Annotated in this window: 12 protein-coding genes; 8 read left to right on the forward strand and 4 right to left on the reverse strand. The window is 51.7% G+C overall.

Annotated elements, in window-relative coordinates; all coding sequences use genetic code 11:
• Positions 1 to 97: 97 nt before the first annotated feature.
• The 8 genes from B153_RS0128635 to acs all read left to right on the forward strand — a co-directional run bounded on the left by B153_RS0128635 (position 98) and on the right by acs (position 11,366).
• The gene (locus B153_RS0128635; protein WP_020600193.1) at positions 98 to 1,492 is read left to right on the forward strand and encodes a DcaP family trimeric outer membrane transporter; all 1,395 of its coding nucleotides are present in this window, start codon (positions 98 to 100) and stop codon (positions 1,490 to 1,492) included.
• 152 nt (positions 1,493 to 1,644) lie between these two features.
• Positions 1,645 to 3,231 carry an MFS transporter gene (locus B153_RS0128640; protein WP_020600194.1) on the forward strand — a complete coding sequence of 529 codons (1,587 nt, stop codon included), beginning with the start codon at positions 1,645 to 1,647 and terminating at the stop codon, positions 3,229 to 3,231.
• Positions 3,232 to 3,445: 214 nt separating this feature from the next.
• Positions 3,446 to 3,670, forward strand: coding sequence for a DUF6814 family protein (locus B153_RS0128645; protein WP_020600195.1), 225 nt, complete (start codon positions 3,446 to 3,448; stop codon positions 3,668 to 3,670).
• Between the two features lie 104 nt (positions 3,671 to 3,774).
• On the forward strand, positions 3,775 to 3,987 hold the full coding sequence (locus B153_RS0128650) for a hypothetical protein (protein WP_020600196.1): 213 nt from the start codon (positions 3,775 to 3,777) through the stop codon (positions 3,985 to 3,987).
• Positions 3,980 to 6,700, forward strand: a complete 2,721-nt coding sequence (locus B153_RS0128655; protein WP_020600197.1) for an ATP-binding protein — start codon at positions 3,980 to 3,982, stop codon at positions 6,698 to 6,700. The genes B153_RS0128650 and B153_RS0128655 overlap by 8 nt, the downstream gene beginning before the upstream one ends.
• 77 nt (positions 6,701 to 6,777) lie before the next feature.
• Entirely contained in the window at positions 6,778 to 7,143 is a 366-nt protein-coding gene (locus B153_RS0128660; RefSeq protein ID WP_020600198.1) for a response regulator transcription factor, read from the forward strand.
• Between the two features lie 69 nt (positions 7,144 to 7,212).
• Positions 7,213 to 9,138, forward strand: a complete 1,926-nt coding sequence (locus B153_RS0128665; protein ID WP_020600199.1) for a propionyl-CoA synthetase — start codon at positions 7,213 to 7,215, stop codon at positions 9,136 to 9,138.
• 320 nt (positions 9,139 to 9,458) lie between these two features.
• Positions 9,459 to 11,366: an acetate--CoA ligase gene (gene acs / locus B153_RS0128670; RefSeq protein ID WP_020600200.1), complete on the forward strand. Its 1,908-nt coding sequence runs from the start codon at positions 9,459 to 9,461 to the stop codon at positions 11,364 to 11,366.
• 72 nt (positions 11,367 to 11,438) lie between these two features.
• Here acs and B153_RS0128675 read toward each other — a convergent pair whose 3' ends face one another.
• From B153_RS0128675 to B153_RS0128690, 4 genes are all read right to left on the reverse strand, one after another.
• On the reverse strand, positions 11,439 to 11,942 hold the full coding sequence (locus B153_RS0128675) for a hypothetical protein (protein WP_020600201.1): 504 nt from the start codon (positions 11,940 to 11,942) through the stop codon (positions 11,439 to 11,441).
• 176 nt (positions 11,943 to 12,118) lie between these two features.
• Positions 12,119 to 15,241, reverse strand: a complete 3,123-nt coding sequence (locus tag B153_RS0128680) for an efflux RND transporter permease subunit (RefSeq protein WP_020600202.1) — start codon at positions 15,239 to 15,241, stop codon at positions 12,119 to 12,121.
• Between the two features lie 84 nt (positions 15,242 to 15,325).
• A complete protein-coding gene (locus B153_RS0128685) occupies positions 15,326 to 16,414 on the reverse strand; it encodes an efflux RND transporter periplasmic adaptor subunit (RefSeq protein WP_020600203.1) in 1,089 nt (362 codons plus the stop codon).
• 51 nt (positions 16,415 to 16,465) lie between these two features.
• Positions 16,466 to 17,749, reverse strand: coding sequence for a TolC family protein (locus B153_RS0128690; RefSeq protein ID WP_020600204.1), 1,284 nt, complete (start codon positions 17,747 to 17,749; stop codon positions 16,466 to 16,468).
• Positions 17,750 to 17,914 lie beyond the last annotated feature (165 nt).

Genomic DNA, 17,914 nt, shown 5'->3' on the forward strand with positions numbered 1-17,914 from the left:
TTCTATAGAATTTTAGCATATCAACACCATTCATTTGCGTACATCGGTCAAACAGAAGCAGTTTTGAATCGCTTAACCTAAACTTCTTCCTGACCAAATGAATGCATTTTCTAACCGTTTGCTGTGGGCTGGCGCTATTACACTAGCAAGTGCCAGCCTTATGCAACCAGCACAGGCCCAGACGAATACAGGGCCACAAGCCACTGGCAACACGACGATGATCCCCATGACATCATCGGTAGCCAGTACCCCTTCTGCCACCGTACCGGCAACGACCTCACCGACCAGCACACCGACATCAGCCAAACCTGCCGAAACACCCGTCTTCTCGGTTAAGTTTACTGGCTTTGTGCGGAACGATGTATCCTGGGATTCGCGCCAGACCGTAAACCTGCGCGAAGCCTCTGTCGATCTCTGGGCGAAAGACAAACAACTCGACATGAACGGCAACGACATCAATGCCGTACCCAATTTAAACATGCTGGGCATCAACAGCCGCTTGGGCGTTACGTTCAACGGCCCCGATGCCTGGGGCGCTAAAACATCCGGTTTACTGGAAATGGAATGGTTCGGGCCGTCGGACGCAGCCGTTGGGGGAGTACGGTTGCGCCACGCCTGGGCTAAGCTGGACTGGGCCAAGACCCAACTAGCGTTTGGCCAGTTCTGGCATCCGCTGTTCGTTACGGACTGTTTCCCTGGTGTTGTGAATTTCAATACGGGTATTCCCTTCCAGCCGTTTAACCGCAGCCCGCAGGTTCGTCTGACCAAACACCTGAACGCCGACTGGCACCTGATCGTAGCAGCCATTGCTCAGCGCGATTTTACCAACTCGGGTATCAACGGTAGTTCGTCTGAATACCTCCGCAACACCTCCGTACCGAATCTGCATGCCCAACTTCAGTTGAAACGCGAAAAAGTGCTGGCCGGGATTGCCTTCGATTATAAAGTCATTCGTCCACGACTATCGGTAGGTAGCGGCACTACCCTTCAGGAATTGAACGCTACTGTCGGCAGTACGGCCATCATGGGTTATCTAAAAGTGATAAGCAGCCGGACAACGTTTAAAGCGGAGATTGTATCGGGCTCTAACCTGACCGACCATGTGATGCTGGGTGGGTTTCTGGCCTACGGCACCAATGGTATTGAATCGTCGTACAAGCCTGTCAAAATAACCTCGATGTGGGCCGAAATCCACGGCAACGGCAAAAAAGTAGTACCGGGCCTGTTCGTCGGCTACTGCAAAAATGCAGGCAACGACCCCAACGCCATTGCCGCCTACGGCCGGGGAATCGGGATAACGGGCCGTGGGGGTATCGACAACCTGATGCGGATTGCACCCCGTATTGAGTTTATTGCGGGCAAATTCAAACTGGGCACCGAGTACGAATACACGGCCGCCGGTTATGGTACGTCTACCTCCGACGCTCGCGTGACCAGCGTCGAAACCATTTCCAACTCGCGTCTGCTGCTAACTACCACGTTCGCGTTCTAATCTATAGATGAAAATAGAACAATTTCCGGCAATTGTTGACTCTTTCCCAAGGCTTTGCTAATTCGCATACGGAAACTGCCTGATCAATAGCCAGCCTCATTTTCAAATCCAATTCGAATCGTTCCTTAACCCCTTAACACGCTAAATCTCATATGGTTGCATCTCCTGCATCCCGAAAGCCCTCGACCACCAGTACCCGCTCGCTGGTTAGCATTATTGGCGCGTCGTCGGTTGGTACCCTCATCGAGTGGTACGACTTTTATATCTTCGGTTCGCTGGCTACCGTGCTGGCTACCAAATTCTTTCCCGAAGGCAACCCAACGGCCGCTTTCCTATCCACGCTGGCTACGTTTGCTGCCGGTTTCGTGGTGCGGCCCTTTGGTGCCTTGTTCTTCGGTCGTCTGGGCGATCTGATCGGGCGTAAGTACACGTTCATGGTCACGCTACTGCTGATGGGTGGTGCCACCTTTGCCATCGGCCTGATACCCAGCTATGAGACCATCGGGTTTCTGGCGCCGACCCTGGTGCTGATTCTGCGGCTGTTGCAGGGGCTGGCCCTGGGCGGTGAATACGGTGGAGCCGCCACCTACGTAGCCGAACATTCGCCCGTTGAAAAACGGGGGTACTGGACCTCCTGGATTCAGACAACGGCCACGGCTGGGTTGTTCATTTCGCTACTGGTCATTATGGCTACCCGCGTTTCGCTGTCGAAAGAAGCGTTCGATGATTGGGGATGGCGCGTCCCGTTCTGGGTGTCGATTATTATGGTAGCGGTTTCGTACATCATCCGCCAGAACATGCACGAGTCGCCCCTGTTTGCCAAGGCCAAAGCCGAAGGAAAAACGTCGGCTAATCCTCTGAAAGAAAGTTTTGGGAATAAATACAACTTCAAATTTGTGTTGCTGGCACTGTTCGGGGCAACGATGGGCCAGGGCGTGGTTTGGTATACGGGGCAGTTTTATGCCATGAGCTTTATCAAAACGGTTTGTAGCGTCGACGCCATGCAGTCGGACGGGCTGATGTCGATTGCCCTACTGATGGGAACTCCGTTCTTTGTTGTCTTTGGCTGGCTGTCGGACCGGATTGGTCGTAAACCCATTATGCTGGCGGGGATGCTGATTGCCATTCTTTCGTATCGGACCCTGTACGAAAACATTTACCAGACCACCAACCTCAAAAACAAGCAGGAGATTACCGAAAAAACGACCTCCGAAACAACCTTAGCGCCTGACCCAAAAGCTGCTGGTGTATCGATCAGCACCCTCACCGTCAAGAAAGAATACACCGACGGGACTAAACTGACGGAGGTTACCAAAACCAAAATCCTGGCCGAACCTGCTGCCGAACCCGCCAAACCAGAGGTCAAGAAAACCATCACCATCAACGATAGCGACCGCTGGACCCTGATCTGGCTGGTATTCGTTCAGGTTATTTTTGTGACGATGGTGTACGGCCCAATCGCGGCCTTCCTGGTCGAAATGTTCCCGACCAAAATCCGGTACACGTCGATGTCGCTTCCGTATCATATTGGCAATGGCGTGTTTGGCGGATTGCTTCCAGCCGTGGCTACCTATCTGGCCACCAAAGCCAAAGATGCCAACACAGCCGCCGAAAAAGCGGGCGAACTCATCCCCAATGCCGCTCCCTACCTGGAAGGACTTTGGTACCCGATCATCGTAACGGCTGTTTGCCTGGTGATTGGCGTTTTCTATATCAAAGACAAGCGAGTAACGGATTAAAATTTACCCCTCCCCAACCCTCCCCTGCTTTCAGGGGAGGGAGACTTTCAACCTAGTGGCTGGACACTTTTATTTAGCCCAGCGTAAGGACGCTGATGACAATGACTATCAATGCGTTTTACTCCTCGCGTCTTTGCGCCCTCGCGGTAAAAAAACAGATCCAGCTATTTAACTTATACAAAGTCATTTTTAAGTCCTGATAACGATTAACATCATGAACGCGATAAAACGAATTCTGGGTATTGTATGGCTGGCGATCGCTGCGCTGGCGGGTTATTTTGGCATCTTTCAGTTTGGTATTCCCAAGCTGGCTACCGGCAAGCAGGAAGACCTTGTCTTTGGTATCATCATCCTGTTTGTCCTCATGCCGATTATTGTCGGAGGATTAGCCGTTTTCGGTTTTTATGCCTTGCAAAACGAGTACGCCGACGAAGCGTAACCTCACCCCTGCCCCTCTCCTAAAACAGGAGAGGGGTTTCAAAAACGGGTCTCTGATATTTCAACACTAGCCGTTACAGAGTCCACTTTTTTCATCTTCCCACCGTGAAACGTGCCCGCCTTATTTTTCTGAGCCTGCTGTTTGTACTGCTGTTCAACGAGCCGCTGATTTCCATTGTCAACCGTCCCGTTCTGGTAGCCGGACTACCCATGCTGTATGCATACGTACTGGGCGTTTGGGCAGTTATGATCGGCTTGATTGCTCTGGTATTGCACCGCTCGCGTTCGACCGACGACCCGTCCAACTCCGATGAATAGCCTTACGATTATCGTCTGCTCGCTGCTGTATCTGGGGCTGCTGTTCGGTATTGCCTTCTGGGCCGAACGTCGGGAGCGGACACTGGTTGCCCGGCAGAAACAGAGCTTACTCAACAATCCCTACATCTACGCCCTGTCGTTGGCCGTGTACTGTACAGCCTGGACGTTCTATGGGAGTGTGGGGCAGGCGGCCACGCAGGGCATCAACTTTTTGTCGGTCTACATTGGCCCAACGCTGGCGGCTCCGCTCTGGTGGATCGTTCTTCGGAAAATCATTCGTATCTGTAAAGTCCATCGCATTACCAGCATTGCCGACTTCATTTCAGCTCGCTATGGTAAAAACCGAGGGCTCGGCATTCTGGTGACCGTTATCTGTGTGGCCGGAATTATCCCCTATATCTCCATTCAGTTAAAAGCCACAGCCGTCAGTTTCGCCCTCCTGTCGGGCCAATCGTCGGCTACGCACAAGCCATCATTTCTCACCGATCAGGCGTTTTACATGACGTTATTGCTCGGGGCATTCACCATTTTGTTTGGTACGCGCAAACTGGAAGCCACCGAACGGCACGAAGGACTGGTAACGGCCATTGCCTTCGAGTCGCTGGTCAAACTAATCGCTTTTCTGGCCGTAGGCTTATATGTCACGTTTGGGCTGTTCAACGGGCCGGGCGATATTTTCGGGCGAGCCAGTCAACAGCCAGCTTTACAGGCCAGCCTGACCTTTGGTCCGGGGCACTCGTCGGCCGACTGGTTCTGGTACACGCTACTCTCCATCCCGGCCATTCTGTTTTTGCCCCGGCAGTTTCAGGTGGCGGTTGTCGAAAATGTGGAGGAACGCCATCTCAATAAAGCCATGTGGCTGTTCCCGCTCTATCTGTTTCTGATCACCCTGTTTGTATTGCCTGTAGCCTTTGGCGGTAAATTGTGGTTTGGCAATACAGGACTCGATGCGGATGGCTACGTTCTTTCGCTCCCTCTCCTGACGGGGCAGAAAGGACTGGCGCTACTCGCGTACATCGGTGGATTATCAGCGGCAACAAGCATGATCATCGTTGAAACGACAGCCTTGAGTGTCATGATTAGTAACAATGTCGTGATGCCCTGGCTGGTTAGCCGCCCGGCCTGGCAACTGAAGCTGGGCAATCAGTCGAGTCGGTTTGTGATGTACACCCGGCGGCTGGCCATTCTGGTTCTGTTGCTGATCTCATACGGCTACTATCGGGATGTATCGGACCGTTTTTCACTAGTCTCGGTGGGTATGATTTCCTTTGCGGCCGTAGCCCAGTTCAGCCCGGCCATCATTGGTGGTATCTGCTGGAAAAATGGCGCTCAGGCCGGGGCACGGTTGGGCCTTATTGTTGGTACAGCGATCTGGTTTTACACGTTGATTGTGCCCACGCTCGTTCCAGTGCTATTGCCCGAATCGTTGCTGAACGATGGTCCGTTTGGACTGAGTTTTCTGAAACCACAAGCCCTGTTTGGGCTAACTAGCCTAACCCCCATTGCCCATTCGGTATTCTGGTCGTTGTTTTTTAATGTGGGCTGTTACGTCTGGGGTTCCATCAACCGCCCGCAAACGGCACTCGACCACAATCAGGCCATCCTGTTTGTCGATGTGTTTCAGTTCAACCGCCCGTCCGAAAACACCGCCATCTGGAAAGGGAAAGTTTCCGTCGATGCCTTACGTAAACTGCTGATTACATTTTTTGGCCCCGAACAAAGCCAGAAAACGCTGGAACGATTCGCCCGACGCAACCGGCTGATGGACCGTCAGTCCTACGCCGATCCGGGGTTGGTTACCTTCACCGAAAAAATGCTGGCCGGGGCCATTGGTACCGCTTCGGCCCGGATTCTGGTATCGTCTATCGCTAAAGAAGATCCGATTACAGTCGATGAAATCATCCGAATTCTGAAAACCTCGCAGGAACTGATGACCGTCAATAAAGAGCTGGAACGCAAATCGAACGAGTTGCAGCAACTAACCCGGCAGCTCAGCGAAACCAACGAACGGCTGAAACAGATGGACCAGCAGAAAGACGAGTTTCTATCGACGATCACACACGAGATTCGTACCCCGATCACGTCGATCCGGGCCTTGACCGAAATTTTGCACGACAACGATGATGTAGATACGGCCACCCGGCAGCAATTTCTCGGAACCGTTATCAAAGAATCGGAACGACTGACCCGGCTGATCAACCAGGTGCTGGACCTCGAACGGTTTGAGTCTGGCCGGATGCGGCTGCATCTGGAACCACTTCTCCTACGCGACGTCATCAAAGATGCGGTTGAAGCGACTGGCCAACTGGCTTCGGAGAAATACGTAGATGTACAGTTCCTGGCCGATTGCCCGCCCACGCCCGTTGTGGCCGACCGTGACCGGCTCATGCAGGTGCTGATCAATCTGCTCTCGAACGCCATCAAATTCTGTGAACCTGAAAAAGGTAGGATTATCGTCCGGTTGGTGGTGGAAGGAACTACCTGCAACGTCAGTGTCTGCGACAATGGCGCGGGCATCGACCCCGCCCTTCATGAACTCATTTTCGAGAAGTTTTACCAGGTGCAGGGCGACCATCGAAAACCAAAAGGCAGCGGACTGGGATTGGCGATCACGAAAAAAATCATAGAATTGCATAACGGTAGTATCGATGTAGACAGCCAGCCCGGACACGGTTCGGTGTTTACCTTTCAATTGCCGTTATCCACAGGGTAGCCTGTACGGTTTTCGGTATCAGCCAGCGGATTACCGCCCTGTTCCTGACTACCGAAGGCAACCGTAAATCGAGCGTTATGGCTAATGTACTGATCGCCGACGACGAGCCGAATATTCTGCTGTCGCTGGAGTTTTTGATGAAAAAAGAAGGACATAAGGTATTCATTGCCCGCGATGGTGGCGAAGCGTATGAACTACTTCAGCATCATAAGCCCGACCTGCTGATGCTGGACATCATGATGCCCCGCATGAACGGACTTGAGCTTTGCCGATACGTTAAAAGCACAGACGGGTTTCAGCATAGTAAAATCATTATTCTGAGTGCCAAAGGAAAAGAAGCCGATATACAGCGTGGATACGAATCGGGAGCCGACCTCTACGTGGCCAAGCCCTTTTCGACCCGCGACCTGGTTGTCAAAGTAAATCAACTCCTGTCGGCCTGACCCTGGCCAAGTACGTCTGCTTTCGTGGCGTCAGATGGGGTAGCTTTCAGGAACTAAACCCTAATCACCATGGAAACGCAAACGCTTTCCTATACCGAGGAGTACCGCCGAAGCCTGGATGAACCAGCCGCCTTCTGGGCCGAACAAGCCGGTGAAATTCCCTGGTTTCGTAAGCCAGGCCGGATTTTATCGACCGACTCGGCTGGTCTGACCCGCTGGTTTGCCGGGGGGAAGCTCAACACCTGTTATGCCGCCGTCGATTACCACGTCGAAAACGGCCGGGCCGACCAAACCGCGCTGATCTATGACTCGCCCGTTACCAATACCATCCGTCGATATACCTATACCGAACTCCGCGACGAAGTGGCTCAACTGGCCGGGACTCTAAAGCGATTGGGCGTCCAGAAAGGCGATACAGTGGTCATTTATATGCCAATGGTGCCCGAAGCGGTGTTTGCCATGCTGGCCTGCGCCCGGATCGGGGCCATTCATTCGGTGGTGTTTGGTGGGTTTGCTCCGCATGAACTGGCGCTGCGTATCGACGATGCTCATCCGAAAGTCGTTCTGTCGGCCTCCTGCGGTATCGAGTTCGACCGGATTATACCTTACAAACCGCTGCTGGATGAAGCCCTGAGACTGGCCTCTTTTTCGCCGAACCACTGCCTAATCTTACAACGGCCCATGCTGGAAGCTGAATTGACACCCAGCCGTGATCTGGACTGGACAACGGCGGTTCAGCAATCGCTCAAAGCCAGTGTAGTTCCGGTCAATGCAACTGACCCACTGTATATTCTCTATACGTCCGGTACAACAGGCAAGCCGAAAGGGATTATCCGCGACAATGGAGGGCATGCGGTGGCGTTGAAATACAGCATGCGGGTGGTGTACGATGTGCAACCCGGCGATACATTCTGGGCGGCATCCGATCTGGGCTGGGCCGTTGGGCACAGTTATATCGTGTATGGCCCCTTGCTGCATGGCTGTACCACCGTTTTGTTTGAAGGCAAGCCCGTTCGCACGCCCGACGCGGGCACGTTCTGGCGAGTGATTCAGCAACATGGGGTCAAGGCTTTTTTTACAGCACCAACGGCGTTTCGGGCAATTAAAAAGGAAGACCCGGAAGGCTTACTCCGACAGCAATACGACTTATCATCGCTGAAATACCTGTTCGTAGCGGGTGAGCGCTGCGATCCGCCTACACTGCATTGGCTGGAGCAAACGGTAGGGGTTCCGGTCATCGACCATTGGTGGCAAACGGAATCAGGCTGGCCGATGGTTGCCAATCAAATGGGTATAGAGCCGGTTCCTGTCAAAGCGGGTTCATCGACCCGCCCGGTAGCGGGTTTCGACTTACAGATTCTGGGCGAAAACGGTCAGCAACTTGGTCCCAACGAAGAAGGGTACGTTTGCCTGAAGCTTCCCTTACCGCCCGGTTGCCTGCCAACCCTCTGGAACGATACTCCTCGCTTCCGGCAGTCGTACCTGAGTCGGTTTCCGGGCTATTACCTCACGGGCGATGGCGGCTACGTCGATACCGATGGGTATGTGTTTATCATGGGCCGGGTTGATGATGTGATTAATGTAGCCGGACACCGACTATCGACCGGCGAGATGGAGGAAATTGTGGGCGGCCACCCGGCCATTGCCGAATGTGCTGTAGTAGGTATTGCTGACGAACTGCGTGGACAGCGACCGATTGGCCTGGTTGTGCTGAAAGACGGCGTTTCGACCGAAGAAGCGACACTGGAGACGGAGCTAGTAACGATGATTCGGGATACCATTGGAGCCGTGGCTTATTTCCGGCAGGCAGCCGTCGTAAAACGATTACCCAAAACCCGATCCGGTAAAATCCTTCGGAAAACGATTCGTCAGATTGCCGATGGCGAAGCGTTCACAACACCCTCGACCATCGACGACCCGACCATTCTGGACGAAATCCGGAACCGATTATTGGAGCGAGGTATCGGCAACGCCTTTGCCTTTGCGGGTTTGTAATCATTGAACCTGTTTAAACGTATGCCGCATTAACGCTTTTGTCATCCCGAGGAACTAGGAATGAAAAAAACACACCTATCGGGCAGCAATTTTCTAAATGTTTAAACAGGTTCATTGGATAAGGCGTTTTGACGGACGCTTTCTATCAAGTTTATGACGTATTCTATCAAAGCGCTTAAATCTATAGCAATTTAGCAATTTTCGACTTCAAAATCTCCAACCCTTTGGCTGTATCTTCCTACTTTTACCAGTCCTTAATTTAGTCGGCTGGACGGTATCCGTAGTGATGATGCTCAGCCAGCATAAACCCTTTTGTACCCATGCGTATCAGAACCTTTGACGAATATCAGTCGGCATACAACCACAGTGTGGAAGACCCGGAAGGTTTTTGGGCCGAAATCGCCCAGGAATTTCAATGGCGTAAACCCTGGAAAAAAGTACTGCAATGGAATTTCGAGCAGCCCGACGTAAAATGGTTTTTAGGCGGTAAACTCAACATTACCGAAAACTGCCTGGATCGTCATGCCCACGAAAAGCCGAACTATCCGGCCATCATCTGGGAACCGAACGACCCTGCCGAACCGAGTGTTACGTTTACCTACAAAATGCTGCATGAGTACGTCTGCCGTTTTGCCAACGTACTCAAGCGCAATGGCGTACAAAAAGGCGATCGGGTCTGTATCTATATGCCAATGGTACCCGAACTGGCCGTGGCGGTATTGGCCTGTGCTCGCATCGGAGCCATTCATTCGGTGGTGTTTGGCGGCTTCTCGGCCCAGTCTATTGCCGACCGCATCAACGACGCGCAGTGTTCGGTGGTGATCACTTCGGATGGGGCACTACGCGGCAACAAAGCCATCCCGATGAAAGATACGGTCGATGATGCGTTGATCGGCTGCCCTTCGGTGAAACGGGTTATCGTACTCACGCATACCCGTACCGCTGTTTCGATGCTGAAAGGCCGGGATGCGTGGTGGGAGCAGGAAATGAAACAGGTTACCTCCGACTGCCCCGCCGAAGTGATGGACGCCGAAGACCCTCTGTTTATTCTCTACACGTCTGGATCGACCGGAAAACCGAAAGGCGTGGTGCATACCTGTGGAGGGTATATGGTGTACGCTGCCTATACGTTCCAGAATGTATTTCAGTACGAACCCGGCGATGTTCATTTCTGTACTGCCGATATTGGCTGGATTACGGGGCATAGCTACATTGTGTACGGGCCGTTGCTCAACGGTGCTACCTCGCTCCTGTTTGAGGGCGTACCCACCTGGCCTAATGCCGGACGGTTCTGGGATATTGTCGACCGTCACCGCGTCAATATTCTGTATACAGCCCCAACGGCTATCCGATCGCTGATGGGTTTCGGCCTGGAACCACTGGAAGGCAAAGATTTGAGTTCGTTACGGGTACTGGGCTCGGTTGGTGAGCCCATCAACGAAGAAGCCTGGCATTGGTACGACGAACACATCGGCAAAGGCCGCTGCCCCATCGTTGATACCTGGTGGCAGACCGAAACAGGGGGTATCCTGATCTCGCCACTGGCCGGTATCACCAAAACCAAACCCACCTATGCCACGCTACCCTTACCCGGTGTGCAACCGATCCTGGTCGATGAGAACGGCAAGGAAATCGAAGGCAATGGCGTGAGTGGCAATCTCTGCATGAAATTCCCCTGGCCGGGTATTCTACGCACCACCTGGGGCGACCATGAGCGATGCCGCACCAACTATTTTGCTACCTATCCGGGTTTATACTTTACGGGCGACGGCTGCCTGCGCGACGAAGAGGGCTATTACCGCATCACGGGCCGGGTCGATGATGTGTTGAACGTATCGGGCCACCGGATTGGGACTGCCGAAGTCGAAAATGCCATCAACATGCACACGGGTGTGGTCGAAAGTGCGGTAGTGGGTTATCCGCACGACATCAAAGGGCAGGGCATTTATGCCTATGTGATTACTGAAAATGACCCTGATCATAGCGCCGATCTGATGCGCCGGGATATTCTGGCCACGGTAAGCCGGATCATTGGCCCGATTGCCAAGCCCGACAAAATTCAGTTTGTCAGTGGTTTACCCAAAACCCGTTCGGGCAAGATCATGCGTCGAATTCTGCGCAAAATTGCCGAAGGCGATGTCTCGAATCTGGGCGATACCTCCACCTTACTCGACCCCAATGTAGTGGAAGAGATCAAAGCAGGGGCATTGATCGAAATAAAGGCCTGAGCAGGAGTTGAGTCATAAAAAAGGGCGTTGAGATTGATCTCAACGCCCTTTTTTATGACTCAACTCCCAATTTTACGGATTTGGAATTGCTTTTACTTCAATTTTGGCACCACTGGCCGTTGAGAATCCATACGATTTGATCAGGGCTAACCAGCTCTGATCGCTTGGATCGGTAGAGTTACCGGCAATTTGGCGGCTGAAGTTCAGGTTTGTTTCGGTCAGGTTATCAATAGCCCAGGTATCGACCGATCCCGAAGTACTGGTAATAATAAATGCCGTTTCATCGGCATTGAACTTCCAGGTTCCCGTCGTTGTCGTACCGGGCAGAATTACCTGCGAAAATGACTTATCAGCTTTGAAGTTCATATACGACGACGAAAAATCAACCAGGTTACCAGCACCGCCCCCTTTTGTATAGGCTGTTACGGGTATGGTTCCGAGGGTAACCGACGCTGTCTGGAACTGCCAGTTACGTACGATCAGATCCGTTTTCGTTTTCGCGGCCGGTGTATCATCTTTTTTACATCCCCAAAGGAGCGTTACGCTTAAGCAAAGTAGAGCAAAAAGCTTTTTCATGATTGGTCAAAAAAAGAGAAGTTTAGTGAATTATTTACCCAAAGTAAGTGAATAAATAGGAAACCTCCTGTGCTTTAGTGAGTAAAAAAATAGTCAGTCCTTTCAGAAGCGAACACAACTAGTTCAGAATATTCCGTATACCACTGATTATGAACCTTTTTTCATACAAATAACCGCTATGCCGTCGCTAACTCCCTGGGCTTGTGTGTAGTATTCTGGCGATAAAATAGTCGGTAGATAATTGGGAAGATCAACAGCGTCAGAACAGTTGCGGTTATCAGCCCACCGATCACAACAATAGCCAGAGGTTTCTGCGTTTCGGAACCGATTCCGGTCGAAATGGCCGCTGGGAGCAGGCCAATGGCCGCCATCAGAGCCGTCATCACCACCGGGCGAATGCGCGTCTGTACCCCTTCTCGTATCGCTGTATCGAGTGGCATTTTCTGCAGCCGATTGTTGTTGAATACCGAAATCAGGATAACCCCATTCTGGACACAGATACCAAACAGGGCAATGAAGCCCACCCCTGCCGATATGCCGAAGTTCATGCCTGTTACGTGCAGGGCCAGAATCCCACCAATGAGGGCAAAGGGAACGTTGAGCAACACCAGTCCGGCATCTTTCGCATTGCCAAACAGAATAAACAAAATGACAAAAATAGCCGCCAGACTCAACGGCACTACCTGCCCCAGTCGCTTGGTAGCCCGAACCTGATTCTCGAACTCGCCCGTCCAGTTGATCGAATACCCTTTAGGCAGACTTTTTAGAGCCGCATTCACCCGGCGTTGTGCATCGGCAATGGTACTGCCCAGATCGCGCTCACGGACCGAGAATTTGACCCCAATAAATCGTTTGTTGTTATCCCGATACACAAAAGCCGGGCCGGTAACTTCGCGGATGGTTGCAATTTCGCGTAATGGGATTTTGTTGCCTCGCAAGGTGGGCACCATAAGCCGCATAATATCATCTTCGGTTTTCCGATAGCTTTCGCCATACCGCACCCGAATATCGAATTTACGTTCTCCTTCATACAAAATCGACGCGGTTTTACCGCCAATCGCCATTTCGATCACCGCCTGGGCATCGGCTGTCGAAACACCGTATAAAGCCATTTTCTGGTCGTGAAATAATACGCTGATTTCGGGCTGACCAATGTTGCGCAGAATCCCGACATCTTTTACACCGGGCACGTCGTGGATAGCCGCCAGAACGGTGTTCGCCAATTTGTTCAGTTCATTCAGATCATCGCCAAAGATTTTTACGGCATTGCTGGCATTCATCCCGGCCACAGCTTCGGCTACGTTGTCGATGATCGGCTGCGAATAGTTGTAGTTGATGCCCTGAAACTGTTTCAGTTTCGCATCCATTTCCTCAATCAGTTCATCGGTCGTAATTTTCCGCGTCCACTCGTCTATCGGCTTCAGGTTTACCTGCATCTGCACGTAGTAAAAGCCGGAAGGATCGGTACCATCGTTGGAACGTCCCGTCTGCGACAAAACCCCATTCACTTCCGGAAACTCCATCAGTTTCTTCCGCAGTATTCGCACCATGCCTACCGTTTGGTTGAGCGAACTACTCATGGGCAATTTGGCCTCAACCCACAACGCCCCTTCGTTTAGTGTCGGCAGGAATTCGGTTCCGAGAAAGGTGGCCGAGAAAAAGGTAGCGATCATAAACGCGATAGCCGCCAGCAGACTTAACCGACGATTGGCGTAGCATTTGGAGAAGCCCGCCATCACAATCCGGTTAAAGAAATTTACCAGCGGGTTGTTTTTCTCCCGCACGTTTTTCTTCAGCAGGATGGAACAAAGGAGCGGGACCAGCGTCAGGGTAAACAACAGAGCGCCCAACAACGCGAAACCAAGCGTCCAGGCCAGCGGAGAAAACATCTTGCCTTCTACTTTCTGGAACGAGAAAATGGGCAACAAAGCGGTGATAATGATGAGCTTGGAGAAGAAAACAGCCTTCCCTAACTCGCCCCCCGTTTTCTTGATAAGTCCTAGTTTACTCATCCGATTGAACCGGGCCATACCCGTCTGATGAGCCAGGTGATCGAGCGCCACAAAAATGCCTTCGACCATGACCACCGCTCCGTCGATGATGATCCCAAAATCGACCGCTCCCATCGATAGCAAATTGGCCGACATACCCCGCATTCGCAAACACATAAACGCGAAGAGCAAGGCCAGCGGGATAATGATCGACACAATCACCGTAGTTCGCCAGTCGGCCATAAACAGGAACACAATCACCGTAACCAGAATAATCCCTTCCGTAAGGTTGTGCAAAACGGTTTTCGTACAAAAACTAATCAGGTTATCGCGGTCGTAGAACGTAACCATCTTCACATCCGACGGCAGGATGCGGGTATTCAGTTCGTCGATTTTGGCCTTGACCCGCGCCAGCACCTCGCTCGGATTTTCGTTTTTCCGCATCACCACAATGCCTTCGACCACATCATCATCGTCATTCAATCCAACCTGACCTACGCGCGGGAAATTCGATTCGGCCACTTCGGCCACGTTTTTCACCAGTACCGGATTACCATCCAGATCTTCTACGATCAGGTTTTCGATATCCTGAATAGACGTCAGCAAACCGATTCCCCGCACCACATACGCCTGTCCGTTTCGCTCGATCACATCCCCCCCCACATTAATATTACTGCGCGTAACGGCCTGATACACTTCCAGTGGGGTAATATCGTACTTAGCCAGCTGCGTGGGGTTGACCCGGATTTCGTAGCTCTTATCCCGTCCGCCAAAAGCCACTACATCGGCCACGCCCGATACTGAACGGAGCTGCCGGTCAATGACCCAGTTGTGGAGCGTGAGTAGTTCACGACTGTCGCGGGTAGGCGATTTAAGGGTAAACCGGAAAATCTCGCCCGTTGGTCCGTAAGGGGGCTGGACTTCAGGTTCGACGCCATCGGGAAGCGATACCGTACGGAGTTGGTTGTTGACCTGCTGCCGGGCAAAAAAGTCTTCCACATCATCCTCAAAAATGATCTTGATGATGCTCAGCCCAAACATGGTGATGGAGCGCACATTGGTTTTACGTTGTACCGAGTTCATCGATACTTCGATAGGCACCGTTACAAACCGTTCGATTTCCTCCGCAGAGCGCCCTTTCCACTCCGTCACGACGATAATCTGGGTATTCGTAACATCCGGGAAAGCCTCAATGGGTGTGTTCAGATAGCTGGCGATACCCGCCACGACCAGCCCAAAGGTCATGAAAAAGATAAAGAAGCGGTTCTTGAGTGAAAAACCGACAATATTGCGGATGAATTTGTTCATGAGCAAAGGGGAAAGGGCATAGGGCGAAGGGGAAAAGCAGCAGCGAAACAGCCCCTTTGCCCCATACCCTCTGCTCCATGCGTTTTAATCATTTATCGCGTCGTAGACCAGAAGCTGATTTTGAGAAATGACCCGTTCGCCGGGTTTCAGGCCGGTTTTGATATAGGCGATATCCCCAATGGTCTTCAGCACATTCACTTCACGGGTTTCGATGTCGGAGCGACTCTTGAACACCATCACAAAGTGTTTCGACTGATCGAAAATGACCGATCCTGCCGGTACAGTAGCCAGCTGCCCGCCATCCTCGTAGCGTAAGGTAACCGTTGCGTGCATCTCGGGGCGAAGTTTCAGCCCGGTATTATTCAGCCGAATCCGAACCGTCATGGCTTTGGTACCTGGGTCCAGTACGGTGTAAATTTTATCGACCTGGCCTTTAAACAATTGATCGGGGTAGCTCAGGGTCTGGATGGAAGCGTCCATACCAATCCGTACCCGACCAATATCACTTTCATTGACGTTGGCCAGCACCCATACTTCAGATATTTGCCCAATCGTGAACAGATTATCGGCATTATCGGAGCGAAGCTGCATGCCCCGGTTCACATTCTTTTCGATCACATAGCCATCCAGGGGCGCTTTTACGGTATAGATCGACGTTTTGCCAAGCCCATAAATATGAGCCACTTCTTTTACCCGATTGGCCTCTGCCTGTGCTTTCTCCACCTCTTTCTGAGCTGCCACCACTTCACGCTGTGAGACCAGTTTGGTTTCGAACATATCCTGCGCTACCCGCAGATTTTTCTCCGCCAGCAGTAAATCCGACTGGGCCTGAATGCTCTGCCGCTCAATATCGGCTACTTCACCTGACCGGATCGATGCCAGGGTCTGTCCCTTATGTACATAATCTCCAAGCTCTACCTTCACATCCTCGACATTGCCGCCCACCAGTGGAAACACTTTAATCACCCGGTTTTCATCGGCGACCACCTTCCCAACCAGCGTCAGTTCGCTTCGTACAGGCTGCATCACCGTACTATCCAGACGAATCCGGTGCATCATCGTATCCGACAGCATAAAGGCTTTCTGCTCTTCCTGCGCAGGCTTGGGAGCGCAACCTACCAAAGCTGCTAACCCGCTAATCAGCAGGAGACTAGGACAAACAAAGCGATTCATAGATAATTTGTGGTTTTGTTGTACCAGGCTTACGGAATACCGGAAACCTTATTATCGAAACAAATCTGTTCCGACCAGATAATTCAACTCTTCGTACGCGCTGATTCGGTCGGCCTTCAGCCGGTTAAGCTGGCGAATACTATCGTTATAGGCTTCAATCAGGTCGACGAATTCAATCAACGACAGGTTACCTTTTTGAAAACTGGTGATCACACCCCGGTTCAACTCATCAAACTGATTGGTAAACTGCCCTTCAACGGACTGCACGCGACGTTCTACTTCCTGCACTTTCTGCAACGCAGTAGCCACATCGTTACTCACCTGAACGGCTTTCTGCTGATGCAGTTGTTTCTGATAGCTGATCTGGCTCCGGGCCGCCCGAATGGCCCCCTGATTGCGGTTAAAAACAGGCACATCGGCCGAAACCGACAACCCGACGTAATTCTGAATGTAACTTCCGGCCTGGTCGTAGGTGCCCCCTACCCGCAGGTCGGGAGTTGCCAGGGCACGTTGCAGGTTATAATTCAATTCAGCCTGACGGGTCAATGATTCGGCAGCTTTCAGGTCGGGGCGGTTACGGAGCGCCATTTGCTGAAGAGTATCTTCCGACTGATTGGGCAGGTGATAACGGGGCAATGTCTCATTAAACACACGTGGCCGGATTGGCTGATCGACGGATAACAGGGTTCTCAGCGCCCGCTGGTCATCGGCCAACTGAAACACGATTTCAGTCCGGTCATTGTTGAGTTGAAAAAGAAGGGCTTTCAGCCGCAGCAGTTCACGAAGCGATATATTGTTCCGTTGGTACTGTTGTTCATAGGCCGATACCGTCGTCTGAAGTGTGGCCATCTGCTGATCAAAACGTGCCAGGGTCTGTTCCTGAAAGTAAATCGAGAAGAACCGGCTTCGGAGGTCGAAACGCAACCCACGCAGCAAATCAAGCAATTCAAACTCCGTCAATCGAGCGGCTTCCGATGCCAGCGCAATTCGTTTGTTACGCTTTCCGGCCGTATATAGCAATTGCTGAATCGAGATAATTTTCTCCCCCTGACGCCCCACATCCAATACCCGACGGGCTTCGTTATTGTAGGCACTAAGCTCAAGGGTTACGTTCGGATTATCGTATAAACTGGCCTGTAACACCTGCGCCTGGCTGGCATCGATCCGAAAACGTTCGGCCAGCAATAGCAAATTGTTTTTCAAAAACAGGCTATCTGCCTGCCGAAGACTTATCGTCAGCGAATCCCGACGGGGCTGAGCGGCTGCACTCGTTTGTGCCTGAGTAAATTCCGCAGAAAAAAATACTAAAAAAGAAATAACTGTCAGTAGCCGCATACATTGCCTGAACTTGGGCTACAAAGGTCTTTAATCCAGATTAATATAGGATTAAATAAAGATTAGAGCAGCTTTAAAAAGAGATTAGAAAAACATTAGAACCCAGCCGTATATAGTTATTTATACTTACGAATAGAGCCTTATTCCCTAAGAATATTACCTGAA

This window comes from Spirosoma panaciterrae DSM 21099 (assembly GCF_000374025.1).
In the GTDB taxonomy this organism is placed as follows: Bacteria; Bacteroidota; Bacteroidia; order Cytophagales; family Spirosomataceae; genus Spirosoma; species Spirosoma panaciterrae.